19 protein-coding genes are annotated in these 16,623 nt (G+C 38.8%); 2 read left to right on the top strand and 17 right to left on the bottom strand.

From position 1 onward, the window contains the following. Nucleotides 1-7 precede the first annotated feature (7 nt). Nucleotides 8-550 carry a chromate transporter gene (locus QNH48_RS04020; protein WP_283953860.1) on the top strand — a complete coding sequence of 181 codons (543 nt, stop codon included), beginning with the start codon at nucleotides 8-10 and terminating at the stop codon, nucleotides 548-550. Between the two features lie 341 nt (nucleotides 551-891). On the opposite strand, the gene QNH48_RS04015 is transcribed toward QNH48_RS04020, so the two are convergent. The 12 genes from QNH48_RS04015 to QNH48_RS03960 form a co-directional block, all read right to left on the bottom strand. Beyond that, nucleotides 892-1,605, bottom strand: a complete 714-nt coding sequence (locus tag QNH48_RS04015; RefSeq protein WP_283953859.1) for a response regulator — start codon at nucleotides 1,603-1,605, stop codon at nucleotides 892-894. Beyond that, the gene (gene dcuS, locus QNH48_RS04010) at nucleotides 1,598-3,232 is read right to left on the bottom strand and encodes a DcuS/MalK family sensor histidine kinase (RefSeq protein WP_283953858.1); all 1,635 of its coding nucleotides are present in this window, start codon (nucleotides 3,230-3,232) and stop codon (nucleotides 1,598-1,600) included. Before dcuS ends, QNH48_RS04015 begins: the two co-directional genes overlap by 8 nt. A gap of 136 nt (nucleotides 3,233-3,368) precedes the next feature. Then, complete coding sequence (locus tag QNH48_RS04005; RefSeq protein ID WP_283953857.1) at nucleotides 3,369-4,268, bottom strand: hypothetical protein; 900 nt, start codon at nucleotides 4,266-4,268, stop codon at nucleotides 3,369-3,371. 172 nt (nucleotides 4,269-4,440) lie between these two features. Then, a complete protein-coding gene (locus QNH48_RS04000) occupies nucleotides 4,441-4,968 on the bottom strand; it encodes a TetR/AcrR family transcriptional regulator (RefSeq protein WP_481858456.1) in 528 nt (175 codons plus the stop codon). Nucleotides 4,969-5,094: 126 nt separating this feature from the next. Next, on the bottom strand, nucleotides 5,095-5,289 hold the full coding sequence (locus QNH48_RS03995; protein ID WP_283953855.1) for a YvdQ family spore coat protein: 195 nt from the start codon (nucleotides 5,287-5,289) through the stop codon (nucleotides 5,095-5,097). 7 nt (nucleotides 5,290-5,296) lie between these two features. Further along, on the bottom strand, nucleotides 5,297-5,623 hold the full coding sequence (locus QNH48_RS03990) for a DUF3231 family protein (protein ID WP_283953854.1): 327 nt from the start codon (nucleotides 5,621-5,623) through the stop codon (nucleotides 5,297-5,299). Nucleotides 5,624-5,690: 67 nt separating this feature from the next. Further along, nucleotides 5,691-7,394 carry a GMC family oxidoreductase N-terminal domain-containing protein gene (locus QNH48_RS03985; RefSeq protein ID WP_283953853.1) on the bottom strand — a complete coding sequence of 568 codons (1,704 nt, stop codon included), beginning with the start codon at nucleotides 7,392-7,394 and terminating at the stop codon, nucleotides 5,691-5,693. Then, nucleotides 7,394-8,053 (bottom strand): hypothetical protein, encoded by a 660-nt coding sequence (locus tag QNH48_RS03980; protein WP_283953852.1) that lies wholly within the window; start codon nucleotides 8,051-8,053, stop codon nucleotides 7,394-7,396. The genes QNH48_RS03985 and QNH48_RS03980 overlap by 1 nt, the downstream gene beginning before the upstream one ends. 167 nt (nucleotides 8,054-8,220) lie before the next feature. Further along, on the bottom strand, nucleotides 8,221-8,673 hold the full coding sequence (locus QNH48_RS03975; RefSeq protein ID WP_283953851.1) for an SRPBCC family protein: 453 nt from the start codon (nucleotides 8,671-8,673) through the stop codon (nucleotides 8,221-8,223). Continuing rightward, nucleotides 8,670-9,005, bottom strand: coding sequence for a MerR family transcriptional regulator (locus QNH48_RS03970; protein ID WP_283955676.1), 336 nt, complete (start codon nucleotides 9,003-9,005; stop codon nucleotides 8,670-8,672). The genes QNH48_RS03975 and QNH48_RS03970 overlap by 4 nt, the downstream gene beginning before the upstream one ends. 86 nt (nucleotides 9,006-9,091) lie before the next feature. Continuing rightward, nucleotides 9,092-9,706: an FMN-binding negative transcriptional regulator gene (locus QNH48_RS03965; protein WP_283953850.1), complete on the bottom strand. Its 615-nt coding sequence runs from the start codon at nucleotides 9,704-9,706 to the stop codon at nucleotides 9,092-9,094. 135 nt (nucleotides 9,707-9,841) lie between these two features. Further along, nucleotides 9,842-10,780, bottom strand: a complete 939-nt coding sequence (locus tag QNH48_RS03960; RefSeq protein ID WP_283953849.1) for an LCP family glycopolymer transferase — start codon at nucleotides 10,778-10,780, stop codon at nucleotides 9,842-9,844. Between the two features lie 180 nt (nucleotides 10,781-10,960). On the opposite strand from QNH48_RS03960, the gene tnpB reads away from it, so the two are divergent. After that, the gene (gene tnpB, locus QNH48_RS03955; RefSeq protein ID WP_283953848.1) at nucleotides 10,961-12,112 is read left to right on the top strand and encodes an IS200/IS605 family element RNA-guided endonuclease TnpB; all 1,152 of its coding nucleotides are present in this window, start codon (nucleotides 10,961-10,963) and stop codon (nucleotides 12,110-12,112) included. Nucleotides 12,113-12,470: 358 nt separating this feature from the next. Here tnpB and QNH48_RS03950 read toward each other — a convergent pair whose 3' ends face one another. From QNH48_RS03950 to QNH48_RS03930, 5 genes are read right to left on the bottom strand one after another with little or no spacing between them, the layout of a single operon-like run. After that, nucleotides 12,471-13,805: a 6-phospho-beta-glucosidase gene (locus tag QNH48_RS03950; RefSeq protein WP_283953847.1), complete on the bottom strand. Its 1,335-nt coding sequence runs from the start codon at nucleotides 13,803-13,805 to the stop codon at nucleotides 12,471-12,473. Further along, nucleotides 13,798-14,127, bottom strand: a complete 330-nt coding sequence (locus QNH48_RS03945) for a PTS lactose/cellobiose transporter subunit IIA (protein WP_283955675.1) — start codon at nucleotides 14,125-14,127, stop codon at nucleotides 13,798-13,800. Before QNH48_RS03945 ends, QNH48_RS03950 begins: the two co-directional genes overlap by 8 nt. A 19-nt stretch (nucleotides 14,128-14,146) precedes the next feature. Continuing rightward, nucleotides 14,147-14,905, bottom strand: coding sequence for a chitin disaccharide deacetylase (gene chbG / locus QNH48_RS03940; RefSeq protein ID WP_283953846.1), 759 nt, complete (start codon nucleotides 14,903-14,905; stop codon nucleotides 14,147-14,149). Between the two features lie 9 nt (nucleotides 14,906-14,914). Then, a complete protein-coding gene (gene celB / locus QNH48_RS03935; protein ID WP_283953845.1) occupies nucleotides 14,915-16,264 on the bottom strand; it encodes a PTS cellobiose transporter subunit IIC in 1,350 nt (449 codons plus the stop codon). A gap of 14 nt (nucleotides 16,265-16,278) precedes the next feature. After that, complete coding sequence (locus tag QNH48_RS03930) at nucleotides 16,279-16,584, bottom strand: PTS sugar transporter subunit IIB (RefSeq protein ID WP_133370215.1); 306 nt, start codon at nucleotides 16,582-16,584, stop codon at nucleotides 16,279-16,281. Nucleotides 16,585-16,623: the final 39 nt, after the last annotated feature.

Genomic DNA, 16,623 nt, shown 5'->3' with positions numbered 1-16,623 from the left:
CTAATGTATGATATTGTGGGAACTGTTTCACACATTTCTTATCATGGGTTTTGTCTCCTTTGGAGGGGGCTATGCGATGATTCCTATCATCGAAACAGCAGCCACTGACTACGGATGGATGACTGCAGAACGTTTGACCAATATGATTGCGATTGCTGGTATGTCTCCAGGTCCAGTCGCTGTAAATAGTGCGATTTTAGTAGGATATTCTGCTGCAGGAATCAATGGCGCTCTTATCTCTGCGATGGCCATTTTACTGCCCTCGCTTATCTTAGTTATCCTTGTTGCTGCTCTATTTACCAAACTCCATCATAATCCAGTGGTTGAAAAGATTTTCTATGGTTTAAAACCGCTCGTAACGAGTTTAATTATCTTTGCTGCGCTTAAATTTGCAATGGCCAATAACCTGATTACTATCAATATCTCATTTCGTTCTATAAGCTTAGTAGTCATCTTTGGCCTTTCTTTATTTGCCTTATTAAAGCTCCGTTGGAATCCAGTCTATGTGATTATCCTTTCTGGGTTGGTAGGAATAGCCCTCTATTCTTAAAAAGAGAACGCCGTTTTCGCATTGATTGTTGTTTTCAGTTGAACAGATATAATCTTAGAATTTTTTACAATGGGGCTGATGAGGACACGTTGCCCTTGTAGTCTATTGGTTACCACTTTTTCAATTTTTTAGCGCTAGCGATCACTTATAGCCCTTATTAGTTACCACTTCCACGATTTTTCAGGGCTTGCGGTAACTTATAGCCCCTATTAGTTACCACTTCCACCATTTTTTAGCGCTTGCAGTCACATATATCCTCGATGTCCTTGAATCCTGATTCATACTTAAAGCAACAAGTTTACGAAAAGAGTCAAAGAAAAAAAGTGGCTCGGCCACTTTTTTTATAGATACATATTTACTTGACTAAGTTTATCCTTCTTCAATGTGTAAAAATAAACCGGTCTCCCAATCCCGTAGGTTAATGATTCTTCGAGGACACCGAGATGGGCTAAATATTTCAAGTACTTTCTGACTGACACTCTCGATATATATGTACTTTCTGCGATATCATCCGTTGAAAAAAGGCTGCCTTCTTTTGATTTAATCACATGTATGATATTTTGCAGCGTACTACTGGTTAACCCTTTAGGCAAATCTATGGTTAATTCCCCAGACGCCCTCTGCTCCGAATGAAATATTCTATCATCTAAATCTTCCTGGTTAAAAACTTGTTTTTTTTCAAAAAAGGCATATTTATCTTTATATTGCGCCAAAGCTTGGTTAAACCTTTCAAACTCAAATGGTTTGATCAAATAATCGACTGCACCCAGCCTTAGGGCTGTTTGAATTTTTTCTGTGTCTGCTGCAGCTGTAATCAGAATAACATCGACTGCCATCTTTTGTTCCCTAATAAAATGAAGTAATTCGAGACCATTCGCCCCTGGCATATAGACATCCAGTAAAATGAGGTTAACCTGTTCCTTGTTAAGAAACTCTTTTGCATCCCTTACGTTATGGACAATGCCAGATAAACTAAATCCATTTATTTCTTTAAGATACCGCTTATTAAACTCCGCTACCATCGGATCATCTTCAACTATTAGAACCTTAATCATGATTCCACCCCTTTGCCTCGTATGGAATTCGTATATGAATCTCTGTTCCTAGTAATAATTTAGAGTCAATGGTCCATTCCCCACCTAAGCTTTCAATGCTTTTCGAAACAAGATATAGACCATACCCACGATTTTCCCCTTTTGTAGAATAACCCTTTTCAAGCATGCTCCTTTGAATCTCATCTGGAATTCCTGGACCCGAATCCAAAACCTCCATTGTTAAACATTTATCAAAAAAATGAAGAGTAACCTCAAGTGTTTTATCGCTAGAATCACCCATCGCTTCAATCGCATTATCGATTAAATTGCCAAGAATGGTAATTAACTCATGAGCAATTACTGGGTCCGCCGGCTCAGGAATCGCCTTATTTACCACTATCGTAAACTCCACGTTTTCCTCCCTGGCATAGCTTAATTTTCCCATAAGAAATCCGGCTAGTGCAGGGTCTTTAATATTCTGAGTAATAGTACCAAGCTCTCGATTTTGGTGACCAACTAAAGTACGAATAAAATCAGAAAGTTCATCGTAGTACTTCATTTGGACCATTCCAAGAATGACATGAAGGCGATTCATAAACTCATGAGACTGCGCACGGAGTGCTTCCGCATAGGTTTTCACCCCTGTTAATTGCTCTGCCAATTGCTTGACATCACTCTTATCCCTGAAGGTTGAAATCGCCCCAACCACCTCGTTATTTACAACTAATGGGACTCGATTCACGAGTATGGAAACCCCGTTAATCATTTGTTCTTCATCCAGTTCTGGTTTACCTGTCTCGAGAACCTGATCAAGTCTGGTTGATGGTAAATATTCGTGGATTTTCATTCCAATTGGATCTTGAGACAGCCCTGCCTTTTGAAAAATTTGTCGTGCTGATTGATTGACCAGCGTAATGGTTTGTTCATTATCAACGGCAATGATTCCCTCATGTACGGATTGAAGCATCGTACTCCGCTCTTCAAAAATCTTGGCAATTGCAAAGGGTTCAAGTCCAAATAGGATTCTTTTAATATACCTAGCAAGTAAAATAGCACCTATGATACCAACAAGTAAACCCAATACTGTAACAGTAAGAATACTTCGATGACTTTTGCCCAGAACGGCTTCAACACTTTCTAGTGAAATGCCGACTGCAACCACACCAATCTGGTCACCGGTCACATTAAAAATGGGTGTAAAGGCACGCAAGGATTCACCCAGTGTTCCACGTGAGCTTGATACATACTCTTTCCCCTTAAGCGCCTCCCTTTCATCCCCGCCTACAAAGTGTTTTCCGATTTGTTCTGGATTAGGATGCGACTTCCGCATTCCGTTCATATCCATGACGACAATAAACAGCATGTCCGTAGCATCTAGAATATCCTTTGTATAATCCTGAATCTCGTTGGTCTTACGTTCGTCCTCCAATGCTTCGATAACAATATGAGAAGTTGCAATGGATCTCGAAACCATCATGGCTTTCTCTTCCTGATGTTTTCTAATATTTTTACTGACTGTGCTGCTTATTAAAAAATCTGTAATCATTAAAGATACAAGTACCACTAAACAAACGAAGAAAATAATAATCGTAGTTAATTTAAATTTAAAACGTCGAGTTTGCACAAAATACCTCCGCAGTTGGAACATTCAAATAACTCCATCTACTATTGTAGCAATATTTTTACTGGGAGATTAATTATTTTTGCAAGAAGCTTTAACTCTTTGAAAAATTTATTCTAAAAAAATATTAAGTGACAGGAGCTCTCTGCTATTTTCCTTTCGGTCACTCCAGCACCTCTGTAGTAACCGTAAGCTCTTTTCTATTTTTGATAAGCAGCATAACTGCAACTACTACTGTTCCAATCCAGATAAGAAATAATAGGCATGCAATAACTGGTAATGCTGTTAACTCAAAAACCGAATGCCCCAATGCAGTTTGGATGCCTATTATAACAATCATAAGCAGCCAAGCAATACCGCCAACATGAATCAGTCTTTGTTTGAAGCTTTCCTTTATCCGAGACTTTTCTAAAATCCAAGCAGGCAGAATCAATGTTTGCAGTGCATGAAATCCAATTCCATGCAGGACAATTACATTTCCAGTCCCCCCTGTAAGCCGGTCCTGAAGAAGAATCATCCATAGACCCGCAATATTCGCTGCTAGAACCGAGATAAATGCATATCGAATCCCCGTTATCAACAAGGGGCGTTGAGAAGACTTTTTCAATCGGAAGAAATGGACTGTAAGTACTACCGCCAAGATTACTAATACTAGTGAAACAACTCCAAATAGGATTCCAGCAGCCATATCAACAACTGTTCCTTCCCGAGAAAATCTCGGACTTATTCCTCTAAAGTTTTGAACCGTTTCAATGATATAACAATATAAGCTTGTTAGAATAAATAACCACCGTACCGCTTTCCTTCTGGAAGCATTAAGTCTTGTTAATGGCAGAATGGCAGCGATTGATAAGATATAAATTCCGATAGCTGCATTAAAAGAAAAGGCATCCTTCACGTTTCCTTCAGGTAAAATAATCGAACCTCGAAAAAACATATAAATGGCTATTCCTGCCGAAAGTATAAATCCGTATATACCTGTCATGACTAGTGCTCTTTCACCTTCAAAGAGCCTAACAGTTGGTTCATTTTCAATTCGACTTACTTTCGCTAACTTTGACATATAATAACCCTCTCTCAGTTAATTTAATTAACAGTCAATAAGTAACCATAAAAAAATACAGCTAACATTTATTTATCAGTCAATAAATAATATCCCAAAAAAATAAGGAAATTTCTATTTATTTATTAGTCAATAAATTTGATCTTAAAAAAAGAGAGCAAATTGCTCCTTTTTAACAGTTTTCATTGCCTGGGGTTAACTGGGGTAATTTCAGTACTTCCGCTAGCGTAATTAATAGTCCTGTACCAATAAACTGGGAGGCTGTTTCCTTTGCATTTGGAATGCCTGCATGTTCAAATTTCAAAGTTAGCGATTCAAAAATTTTGAGAAATAGACCGCTGACATGCTCTCGAATTCCTGGATCAGAAATCGCATGTGCCTGCATAACCATCAATACTTCATCACGGTGGGTTTGGATAATTTGTTCAAATGCATGCCCCATGGTTTCGATTAATTGATCGGCAGGTGCATGCACTTTAGCAAAAGTGTCATAGATGCGGCTAAATGCCCGGTCAATAACCGCATTGAATAGTTCTTCTTTGTTTTTAAAAAAGTGAAACACATAAGGCTGTGTTACCCCAGCTGCCATTGCAACCATTGCAGTGGTTGCTTTATAATACCCCTTTTCAGCAAAGACTCCTACAGCATTTTCTATTATGATTTCTTTTTTATCTTCTCGGACTGCCACGTTTGCTACCATCCTTAAAATTATTTATTGACTAATAAATAAATGATAGTTAAATACTTCAATTTTGTCAATAGGCATTGAATGCTAAAAAGCCACAGAATATTATACTCTGGGGCTTTTATTTCGATATTAAAAGACCTATGCTTTGTAATAAGGGGGAATTCGAAGCCACTCATGCCGATCTAAATACTGTTTTATTGTTAAACCAGCTGTGGTTTTCTTTAAGATTATTTTTGAAAAAATTAATCCAACATCTGCCCGAATAGATTCTGTAAGTCCTTTGGCAGCATAATTAACCCCCATAGCTAGATTATAGGACATTAAATTGGCCATTTCCTCATCATTTTAACTTAGCACCCTCTGGTATATTCCGATAATCACCAACCGGTTTTTCGGGTGTAGATTGCGGAAAAGGTACACCTTCCTTCATGAGAAACTCTTTAAGCTCGTCTCTAATTGGAATATGTACGGTTTCTCTTATATCCTTTAAAATTTGTTTCAATTCCGGGTCTTGGGCAAGATTGATACCAATTTCTTCATTTCGCATGGTTGTACCAGTACCTAGTAGAAAAAACCATAGGTTAGAAACTTCCATCACATTTAATGGTCTTTTCTCGCCGTCCATAAATGGTTGAAATATATCTTGAATTAGTTCGAATACTTTCATGTTAGAAGATCCCACCAAACTTTGTTTTGTTATGATGGTAGCTTTTCCATTTAGTCAATAAAGCATGCTAATTGAAATACTTTTCAACTAGTTTTTCCGCAGTACGCGTAGCTAATGCCTGAGTTGTAAGGGTCGGATTGACTCCCCCCAAACTATTATAATGAACACTGTTGTCAGCGATATATAACCGTTTTACTTGAAATGTTTCGCAATCCTGATCAACGACAAAGCCCATACGCATAGTACTTTCTATATGAATCATCATGCCTGTTGGCCAATTTGTCCAAATTATTTTTTTTGCCCCCGCTTTTCTTAAAAGCTCTGCTGCTATTTTAACCAGTTTGCTTCTTTTCCTGCTGGATTGTTTGGTTGGCTGATACTTCACAACAGGGACAAATCCATTTTCATCACGGATTAACGGATCGAGTGTAATCCCGTTTCGCTGATTCACTTCATCATCTGTACTGACTAAGATATTTAAAGTTCTACGGTAGGCGTCCATTGTTTCTTTTAATTCATAACCGAAAAGACGCCCCCTAATATCCCATGGATCATTCATGCCAGGGGTGTGTAAGAAAGAGTATCCAGACTCACTCACCGCATAAAAAGAAGCTGTTAATCCCGGACTCATCCCCACAGACTGAAGCGCACCAAGCCCGGGATAATCCATCCTTGCCCCGCATGTATTCCCCACAAAGGGGTTAATATCTGAAGTACCCAATATTGGAATCAAATCCTTTTCCTCAAATATCCCAGATACCCAGTCCATATAATGATTTACCAAACCTCTTCCTACCCATTGATTGTCAGGAAGCCCTGAATTTAACCAAAGTCGGGGACTTTCAATGCTTCCGGAGGCCATCACTACGATTTCCGCCCGCAGTTCTTCCTGCTCCCCGGTCCACGTGTCCCTTATTTTTACTCCAACGGCATGCAGCCCTTTAGAAACGGTATTTTCTGTTACAATTTTTATAACAAAGGCATTTGGTCTTATACAAACGTTGCCAGTCTTTAATGCAAGCGGAACATAGCTGACATTTGTGGACCGTTTTGCCATTTTATCTACAGATGGACCATGTGGACAACCGTTGATACAATGGCCCGAAAGAGTGCAGCCTTCCATCCAGGATAACTGCTCTTCTGAGAGGTTTAAATTTGTGATGTTTTTGTTAGGAGGTAAAATTGCATTTGGCTGCGGCCTATACCCTGGTCCTGTTACATCCAGCGTAGGAATCAAGTGCCATCCTGCCTTCTTTGCACCATAATAAAATAATTCTTCTTTTGCCGTAGTGGCAGCGAAGTTCACCGGTAATGTCTCTTCCACCTTCTCATAATAGGGTATAAGTTCCCGGTAAGATATCGGCCAGACATTATCGATTGCCGCTGGATATGCCCGGGGACAATTAGCGGTATACGCTTGGGTGGTACCTCCAACACCGGAGCATTGCCAAATTACGCCCTTCTGGTCAGCGTTCCGAAACCATTGGGAACGACTTCGATCCGCCGGGCCCCATCGAAACCTTCCTGTAACCAAATCATTCATGTTCATTTCAAACTTGTTCAACAATTGTTTATGGAGGACAACATCCAAATCATCTGATGTTGAACTGGATTCAGCTCCTGACTGTGAATTTGGGTTTGGCCACTTTTTATTCCCGTACCAGGGGCCAGCTTCTAAAACCAAAACCTTTAAACCCTTTTCTCCGAGTTCTTTAGCAATAACGGCTCCGCCGCCTCCTGCACCAATTACAATCACCTCAAAGTTAGACATTAATCATCCACCTTCTTGTGCTTAAATGTTGCTAAGAATCCGCGAAAATCCCGATAACCAAATGATGGACCTGGATAGCCAGTCTGGAACCATCCGAGTGGAAAATGTTCCACTCTTCTAAATTCAGGAGAAAATAGTCTTGTGGTTCCATACGCCGTCCATTCCGAATAGTGGCCAAACAAGGGGAGTTCATTCAGTACATCCATCATAATTCGAACGAGTTCCGGATTATTTTTGTAAGGTATGCTCAAGTTTTCAAGATTAATATCTAGTCGTTCTATTAGGGTTATAGCCCTTAACCTATCTACCTTAGAAAGTGCAGAGAAAGGACCGCCGTTAGGAAATACTGTCACATTTAGAGGATAAAGGATCTGCCCCGTTTGGACTAAGTGAGCAGCTCCCAAATCCAGCAATTCAGCAGTCGGTTTAGACATGGCACCATTAACTAAATTAAGCTGCTCTTTTACCGGGAGGGCAATCGAATGATCTAATATCCAAATAACATATTCATAAACATGTAATTTCTGTGCTCCGGCCACTTGAGCAGTTCCTAAATAATCTTTATATTTAAGATGGGGTGGAATGATAGCTTCAACTAGTGCCTGAAAAGTGGATCTGATATAACGGTTTAAGGTTCGTTCACCTTCACTTATACCCATCAGTTTTCACACCCCTTATTAATGAATTGGTTTCTTACCCTTCCTATTAATATTTATGTTTTCATTCTTCTATGTATGGAAATTAATTAGTAAAGGAAATCAGCCCTATCATTACCTGATAATAAATACGGCGAACAGTGACTGCCACTGTTCGCCGTATTTTACTTTTAAACTTTTAACACTTCCTGTTCAACCTTGTCCATGAATTCCTTTACGACAAGATTGTTGCTTTTTTCACTTCCGAGCTTCAACATGGCTCTCCCTACAAAATTAACTCCTTCATTTTGCCCCTCGTAAATGAATTTAGTGTGGTTCTCATCGATTTTAATTAACGTAAAAGTTAGCGAAATATTAAAAGCTTTGCCTAAAACAAAGCTTATTTGCTTATGCTTTTTATCTGGAGAATCTTCGTAGGCAAGTGTTTCTACAATGTATGTCTCCACCCGCTTTCCTTCGCGGTATTTTTGCTGGTGCTTTGCTCCCACCTCCACTTCCGTTTTTTCAATGATGGTATGTTCCTCTACCTTAGGCATTATTTTCTTAATATTTTCATCAAAAAATAAACTCCACACTTTTTCAATATTTACCTCTATCATCTTCTCTTCTTTCCATTGAATCATTCCGATTCCTCCCTCCCTGATGCGATAAATTCATCTATTTCTTCAAGCTGAAGACGAAGGTCTTCGATTTGCACTTGGATGTTTTTTCTTTTTTGTACTAACAAATCTTCTAAATGAGCGAAAGACTCATCCGCCATCACAGAAATCATCTCCTGTATCGTAAAACCAAATCTTCTTAGCTTTACTAAGAGAGTGGCTAAAAAATAGCTGCCATCATCATAATAGCGGTAATTGTTTTCTGGATTAATATAAGCAGGTTCTAGTAACTTTACTTCTGCATAATAACGCAGCGTTTCTTTACTTAATCCCGTCATCTTCGAAAAATCGCTAATTTTGTACAGGTCTCTCCCTCCCCACCTAAATAATAAACTGTGGGGTGCACCACAGGGTCAACTATTATTTTTTTATTGTTCCATTATTAACCATTAGTGAGATTTTTCTTCATCAATTGTGCTATATGTATATTATTTTGATCTACACTATTTTCTAATTGCTTAATGATTAATTCTTGTCTAGCTTCTGGATGATTTTGACTTAGTTTGGCTTTCCCCTCTATTTTGTTAATATTGATTTTAAAACCTACAATACCTTTACTCATGCCCTTAATATAATTTTCATCAACATTTTCTAATTGATAGGAACTGTCTGGTTTTTCATATTTATTTACCATGTCTGCCAATGAATCAAATACTTCCTTCTCTTCTTCGATAATCTCCAACTCTCCATAAACGTGTATTGCTACATAATTCCAAGTTGGTACTGCTTGATCTGTCTCATACCATGATGGTGAAATATAGCAATGCGGGCCTTGAAAGATGACAAGAACATTCTGACCCACGATATCCCTCCACTGCTGGTTCTGCCTGGCAAAATGTCCCTTCAAATAACCTTCTTCTTTATTCATAAGAAGTGGCAGATGAGTGGCATAGGGTTCTCCATTATGCAGAGAAAACAAGGTGGCAAAGCTATTCTTTTCAATAAAGTCATATAAAACTTCTTCCTTATTAATATTAAAAGATTTTGGTATATACATATCTTTCATCTCCATTCTAAAGTTATTTAAAATACTTCTATTTCAGATTATAAAAACCTTCTTTTGGTAACTGCTCCGTTTTAGAAAAAGAAAAGGACTGGGTATGATAATCGCCAGTCCTTTAATCAATGCCAATCAAAAATCAGCTTCACTATTCATTTCCAATTGTGATTTCATTTCATTCTGAACACGCTGTTGTTCTGCTATCGTTACAAGTCCATAATAGATATTATCAATCATTTTTCCTTCAGATTGTAATGTCAGCTGTTCGATGTTTTTTCCAGCTTCCTTATAGTTCTTTTGGATGCTAATCATTTCTTCAAAGGTAAGATTCGTTTTGACATTACTGCCTATCGCTTGGAAGATATCTGGTGCTTTTGATAAGCTAGAGATGCTTGCGCCCTTTTTGATCACTGCTTGAATTACTTGACGCTGGCGTTCTTGACGGCCGAAATCTCCATTCGGATCATCGTATCTCATTCTGATAAAAGTTAGTGCTTCATCGCCATTCAGGTGAATCTTACCAGCAGGAAAATCAACTTCTTCCACCGTAAAAGCAAAATCATTCTCGACATTAATCCCGCCAACGGTATCAATAATATCCTTAAAGCCCTCCATATTGATTTTCACATAATAATCAATCGGAATATCAAGGAAATTCTCTACCGTATCTACCGCCATTGAAACACCGCCAAAGGCGTAGGCATGGTTTATTTTATCCTCCTTTCCCTTACCAACAATCTCTGTTCGTGTATCCCTTGGAATACTCAGCATTTTTACAGAATTATTGTTTGGATTTACCGTTAACACAATCATCGTGTCAGAACGGCCGCTATCACCTTCACGCTCATCCACACCAAGCATTAACACGGAAAATGGTTCTTTCTTTTTTAAAGCTTCCGTCTGCTTCCCCTTATTTTGTTTGTCATCAAGCGGTTCATGCATAGTTGCTACCGCCTTATTAAAAGATTTATACACTGTAAACCCATAGAGTCCGCCAACGATAAGTATAATAAATAAAAACAAGCCTATTATATTTCGCCAGTTCAGCCTCCGCCTTTTTCTCCTTCTCATTTCTTGGTCTCCTATACAATTTCGGCATTTTATCTTTTCCCGACAGAATACTCCCTCTTCAATCATGTGAATGGCGCAGCCCAACGATAAGGGGGAGAAATGTCGGTTTGGCGTTAGCCAAATCTTTCCAAACATGGTATAATAAGAACATACATTCTTCTCAAGAGTGAGGTGAAAACAATGTTAGTCAACAAAGCTTATAAATTCCGTATCTATCTAACGAAAGAACAGGAAGTCGTAATTGCTAAAACAATCGGATGTAGTCGTTTTGTATTCAATCGCTTTTTAAGGCAATGGAACGATACGTACAAAGAAACAGGCAAAGGATTAACCTACAATTCCTGTTCTGCTGAATTAACACAGCTGAAAAAGGAATTACTATGGCTAAAAGAAGTTGATAGCATTGCTCTTCAATCATCACTGAAAAACCTTGCTGATTCGTATACACGATTCTTCAAAAAGCAAAACAAGGCACCTCGTTTCAAGTCTAAAAAGAATAAGGTGCAGTCTTACACAACAAAAGAAACTAATAAAAACATTGTCGTTGTAGGCAACAAAATTAAGCTGCCTAAACTTGGACTTGTTCGTTTTGCCAAAAGTCGTGAAGTAGAAGGCCGTATTCTTAATGCAACGGTTAGACGCAATCCAAGTGGAAAATACTTTGTATCTATTCTCGCAGAGGTGGAGGTACAACCTGTAGACAAAACAGGCTCTACCGTTGGTGTTGACTTAGGATTAAAAAACTTTGCCATTCTTTCAAATGGTGAAGTTTTTGATAATCCTAAATGGCTTCGTACATTGGAAAATAAGCTAGCTGATGCCCAGCGTATTCTTTCCCGAAGACAGCAGCTGGCTCTGAAACGAAAATGTAAATTGGATGAAGCGAAAAACTTCCAAAAGCAAAAACGGAAAGTAGCTCGTATACATGAGAAAATCACAAATGCAAGAACAGACTACTTGCAAAAAATCTCTACTAAAATCATCAAAAACCACGATGTAATTGGTATTGAAGACTTGCAAGTGTCCAATATGCTAAAAAATCACAAGTTAGCAAAAGCCATCAGTGAAGTATCTTGGTCACAATTTCGCACAATGCTTGAGTACAAAGCAAAATGGTCCGGCAAACAAGTCATTGCAGTATCTAAAACATTTGCTAGTTCACAGTTGTGTTCCTGTTGTGGCTACCAAAATAAAGACGTTAAGAATCTTAACCTTCGTGAGTGGATTTGTCCTCTTTGTGGCACACATCACGATAGAGATTTTAACGCAGGACAGAACCTTAGAGATGAAGCAATACGCATCTTAACCGTAGGGACTACGGGGATAGCCTAATCAATTGGAACCCGATAGGCTTCTGTACTTAGGAATCTCCCACTTCAAACGACCCGTAAGGGCGTTAAGAGTGGTGAGTAGTTCAATAATTAGGTTACCAAAGAGTTGTGTCAAAGGAATTACAAGGACATGTCGATTTATTGTTATTTACTTTACATATTTGCTGGTATTTGTAGATTAATAGAAGATGGTGAAACTAACTTATCGACAAAAAATTTTCTGGGAAATAAGCAAAATTTCGTTTATAAAAAGGGCTGATAGAGGCTTTTTTCAAACGTTTGGTTAAAAAGTCTTTTGTCACATATTGTTAAGTTATGATAAAAAGACGTCGTGGTTTCCGACGTCTTTTACTATAAGCCTAAACTTCACTTTTTTGTTTTTTAAAAAACTGTGGTAAATACTCTTTATGTGCTTCAAGCATTTCGTCTAATATTTGCTTGGCAATTCTATCAGAAGGTACCAATGGGTTAATGGTCATCGCAAGAAGTGCGGTATTATAGTCCCCGGTAACCGCTGCTTCTGCAGAAATTCGTTCAAATGATTTAATTTGTTGAACGAGACCCCTTACAGCAACCGGCATATCGCCAACCGCTATAGGCTTTGGACCATCTTTTGTAATTATACAATTCACTTCAACAGCAGAGTCGTCCGGAATGCTCGAAATGGCTCCATTGTTTCTCGTGTTAACCGGCTGAATGTCGCGCTTGTCATTGTAAATGGAGTTAATCAGATTGCACGCGGCATCACTATAGTAAGCTCCTCCACGTTTTTCAAGTTGAGGAGGCTTGATACTTAGATTGGGATCTTTATATAACTCAAATAATTCTTTTTCTACCTGTTTGACTACCTCTGCACGAGTTCCAACGGTTTTAAATGATTCTATCTCTTCTGCCAATATGCTGCTAGTTTGATAGTAATACCGGTGATACGGACATGGAAGGACCTTTAGTCCTTTAATAAATGCTGGCTCCCAGCCAAGATCAATAATATTTTTCATGGTAATCCCTGATTGTTTACTGGTCAGTTTATCTAGTAAATCTTCCGTTATATTTATACCGTCTAGGTAAACATTCAATCCATACACCATATGATTCAGTCCTGCAAAATCGATATGGACCCTATCAGCAGAGACTTCTAATAGCTTTGCAATTCCCATTTTCATCCCTACAGGAACATTACACAATCCAACAACTTTTTTAATATTGCTATATCTTAAAACAGCTTCAGTCACCATTCCTGCTGGATTTGTAAAATTCACCAGCCAGGCATCTGGGCATAACTCCTCGATATCCTTACAAATATCTAAAATCACAGGAATCGTTCTTAACCCTTTGAATAATCCGCCAGGACCATTGGTTTCTTGGCCGATTACATCATACTTTAATGGAATCTTTTCGTCCTTCGCACGTGCATCAAGTAATCCTACTCGAAATTGAGTAGTTACAAAATCCGCATCCTTTAAGGCCTCTCGACGATTAAGTGTGAGATGAACCTCAATTGGCAGTCCTGCCGTTTCAATCATTCTTTTTGCTAATGCACCAACAATATTAAGCTTTTCCTCCCCTGCGGGAATATCAACCAACCAAAGCTCGCTTACAGGCAGCTCTTCGTATCTCTTAATAAACCCTTCTACAAGTTCAGGCGTATAGCTGGAGCCTCCGCCAATTGTAACAATCTTAATTCCTTTACTCATCTTTATGTACCTCCTTTTTTGAGACTGTTTCATATAAATCAACTATTACTGTGGCTAAGTCCCTTACAGTCAAGGCATTCATCAAGTGATCCTGAGCGTGCACCATTAATAAAGATACCTCAGAGTTTGCCCCGTTAACTTCATTTTGAATTAATTGTGTTTGAACATGATGGGCTTCATTTAATGCTTCCGATGCCTGTTTTAACTTTTTATTCGCTTCAACAAAATCCCCTTCTTTTGCTGCAGCGATGGCTTCCATTGACGAACTTTTCCCATTTCCCCCATGAAGAATGATTTGGAAAATGGTTTGCTCTGAAATCATCACAATACTTACCTCCTTTTTAAACAAAAGATTGATAGCCTACTTCTTTATACGTTACTAATTTAATATTCTTATCTAAAAATGCCTGCTGAACCTTTTTATCGGTTAAAATAGCCAGTTCCCTTACACGTTGTAAAGCATATGAACTCCCAGAAAGTAACGGCTCATCAATATAGGCAGGATGTGTCATGATTTCAGCAGTTTCATAGGATAAGGCTCTATCTGCAAGCTCAATTAAATGATTTGCTGACAGGTCATTTCCATAAAAAGCTGGACTGAAGTATTGAACCATTTGTAATTCCTCGTTACTTACATGTCTTGGGTCCGCCGATACTTTACGAACCGGCAGATTGTATTTCTTTGCCAGATTAGCAACAATTGGATAAACTTTTTCATGTCCATGGAGATGGTGATGACTATCAATATGTGTTGGCTGTAATCCGAAGGAAAGGAATTTTTCTATTTGACTTGTATATTCTTTTTCAATATCCGACAAGCTCGCCTGCTTCACCAAATCATTCATTTTATGAAAGAATCCATTCTCATTAATAAGAGAAGGAACCTCTTCATTTACTGGTGAACCACAATCTAGGACAAGATGAATTCCTACCCCTAATCCTGGATTTTCCAATGCAAGAGCTGCAGCATGTGCAGCTCCTGGCATATTGGTCATCATTGTAGTTGAAGTAACAACACCATTTCTATATGCTTCGATAATTCCAAGGTTTACTCCCTTTGAGTAACCAAAGTCATCTGCATTAATAACAAGTTTCGTCATAGTGCCTCCTTACGCAGTAAAGCCATTCCCATCTAAATTTTTGTCAGATGAAACGCCTTGCTCTTCAGCTAGCTTTTGTCGATCCCACATTTTGAAGAATGGATAGTAGATGGCAAAACATAGAACAAAATTCACGATTTGAAGAATGGCTCCCGAAACTTTTCCTCCTGCTGCCAAATATCCACCGATAATTGGCGGCATTGTCCAAGGAACGGCAATTCCTGCTGGTTTCGCTACTAACCCGGTTGACATAGCGATATATGTGGTAAGAACCATAACCATAGGTGCTAAAATAAATGGCACGATCATTAGAGGATTCATTACGATTGGCATACCAAACGTAATCGGTTCGTTAATATTGAACAATCCTGGTCCAATCGCCAATCGTCCCAATTGTTTCATTTGTTGGCTTTTTGCCAAAAATAGCATCGCAATCACAAGCGCCAACGTTGCACCACTTCCGCCTACATAAATAAAGATATCGAAGAACTGCTGTGTAAAAATATTCGGTAAGTTTTGGCCGTCTTGGAAAGCGATACGGTTGGCATCCATCGAAGATAACCAGATTGGTCCCATAACGCCACCTACAATAGAGGCACCATGTAAACCGCATGACCAAAGTAATTGTATGAGTAAAACGGCGACAAGACTTCCAATTAGACTTCCTCCGAGTACTCCTAGTGGTTTTCCTAATAATTCACCCACAATATTGTGAAGGCTTGCAAAAGATGTTTGTTCAATGATTAAGCGTAGGATCCAAATAATAGCGATAACAAAAAATCCTGGAATGAGTGCAATAAATGATTTACTTACAGCTGGCGGAACTCCATCCGGCATACGTATGACAATATTCCTCTGAACAACGAATCGATAAATTTCTGTAGAAAGCATAGCGACCAGCATCGCTACAAATAATCCCTTACTTCCCATTAATGCAGTGGGGATCGCTCCTCCTACCATAATTGCCTCTTTTGCTCCTTCTGGTAAAAACGACACTTGATAGGGAGTGGCCAACAAAAATGCAGCAACAGAAATGGCCCCTGCCGATAAGGCATCCACTCCATACTTTTCAGCTAACCTGTATGCAATCCCAAAAGCAGCAATCAGAGCCATAATGTCAAATGTAGCCCCCACTGGATAGAGCAGCTTAGACAGCCATGCTTCTCCAAATATACCTGCCATAAAATCTGCATAACCCGGAATTGGGATAAACCCTAAAATTAAAAATAATGATCCAACAATAATCAATGGCATTGTCAAAATGAGCCCGTCACGTAATGCTTGTAAATGACGTTGTGCTGCAATGCGTCCTGCAACAGGCATAATCTTATTTTCTAGGATATTATTTATTTTGCTCATCCCATACACTCCCCTTATTTAGAAACTAATTGTTGTGCATACTTAAGAACCTCTAACCCATTACAAGTTCCATAATGAACCGTATTAATGACATCAACTGGAATCCCTTTTTCCTCACCAAGTTTCTTTAATTGTGGTAATAAATAGCGGACCTGTGGACCTATCAGTAATACATCCGCCTCGTCGATATGTTTACGAACAGCATCTCCTGAAACAGCCCAAATTCTTGCTTCTACGCCTTGCTCTTCTGCACATTTCTGCATTTTTGATACTAATAAACTTGTAGACATACCAGCTGCACAACAAAGTAAAATATTCATTCCTTCTCCCCCTCTAGTTTTTATCTGTGAAATTCATGT

It is taken from the genome of Neobacillus sp. YX16, from assembly GCF_030123505.1.
In the GTDB taxonomy this organism is placed as follows: Bacteria; Bacillota; Bacilli; order Bacillales; family Cytobacillaceae; genus Neobacillus.
Note: the sequence above shows the minus strand (reverse complement) of the source record. Positions and strands in the feature narration are given on the sequence as shown.

Bases quoted from the DNA above. Each gene is read 5' to 3' on its own strand.
- QNH48_RS04020 (WP_283953860.1), top strand. From the start codon at position 8: ATGATATTGTGGGAACTGTTTCACACATTTCTTATCATGGGTTTTGTC.
- QNH48_RS04015 (WP_283953859.1), bottom strand. From the start codon at position 1,605: ATGATTAAGGTTCTAATAGTTGAAGATGATCCGATGGTAGCGGAGTTT.
- dcuS (WP_283953858.1), bottom strand. From the start codon at position 3,232: ATGTTCCAACTGCGGAGGTATTTTGTGCAAACTCGACGTTTTAAATTT.
- QNH48_RS04005 (WP_283953857.1), bottom strand. From the start codon at position 4,268: ATGTCAAAGTTAGCGAAAGTAAGTCGAATTGAAAATGAACCAACTGTT.
- QNH48_RS04000 (WP_481858456.1), bottom strand. From the start codon at position 4,968: ATGGTAGCAAACGTGGCAGTCCGAGAAGATAAAAAAGAAATCATAATA.
- QNH48_RS03995 (WP_283953855.1), bottom strand. From the start codon at position 5,289: ATGGCCAATTTAATGTCCTATAATCTAGCTATGGGGGTTAATTATGCT.
- QNH48_RS03990 (WP_283953854.1), bottom strand. From the start codon at position 5,623: ATGAAAGTATTCGAACTAATTCAAGATATATTTCAACCATTTATGGAC.
- QNH48_RS03985 (WP_283953853.1), bottom strand. From the start codon at position 7,394: ATGTCTAACTTTGAGGTGATTGTAATTGGTGCAGGAGGCGGCGGAGCC.
- QNH48_RS03980 (WP_283953852.1), bottom strand. From the start codon at position 8,053: ATGGGTATAAGTGAAGGTGAACGAACCTTAAACCGTTATATCAGATCC.
- QNH48_RS03975 (WP_283953851.1), bottom strand. From the start codon at position 8,673: ATGATTCAATGGAAAGAAGAGAAGATGATAGAGGTAAATATTGAAAAA.
- QNH48_RS03965 (WP_283953850.1), bottom strand. From the start codon at position 9,706: ATGTATATACCAAAATCTTTTAATATTAATAAGGAAGAAGTTTTATAT.
- QNH48_RS03960 (WP_283953849.1), bottom strand. From the start codon at position 10,780: ATGAGAAGGAGAAAAAGGCGGAGGCTGAACTGGCGAAATATAATAGGC.
- tnpB (WP_283953848.1), top strand. From the start codon at position 10,961: ATGTTAGTCAACAAAGCTTATAAATTCCGTATCTATCTAACGAAAGAA.
- QNH48_RS03950 (WP_283953847.1), bottom strand. From the start codon at position 13,805: ATGAGTAAAGGAATTAAGATTGTTACAATTGGCGGAGGCTCCAGCTAT.
- QNH48_RS03945 (WP_283955675.1), bottom strand. From the start codon at position 14,127: ATGATTTCAGAGCAAACCATTTTCCAAATCATTCTTCATGGGGGAAAT.
- chbG (WP_283953846.1), bottom strand. From the start codon at position 14,905: ATGACGAAACTTGTTATTAATGCAGATGACTTTGGTTACTCAAAGGGA.
- celB (WP_283953845.1), bottom strand. From the start codon at position 16,264: ATGAGCAAAATAAATAATATCCTAGAAAATAAGATTATGCCTGTTGCA.
- QNH48_RS03930 (WP_133370215.1), bottom strand. From the start codon at position 16,584: ATGAATATTTTACTTTGTTGTGCAGCTGGTATGTCTACAAGTTTATTA.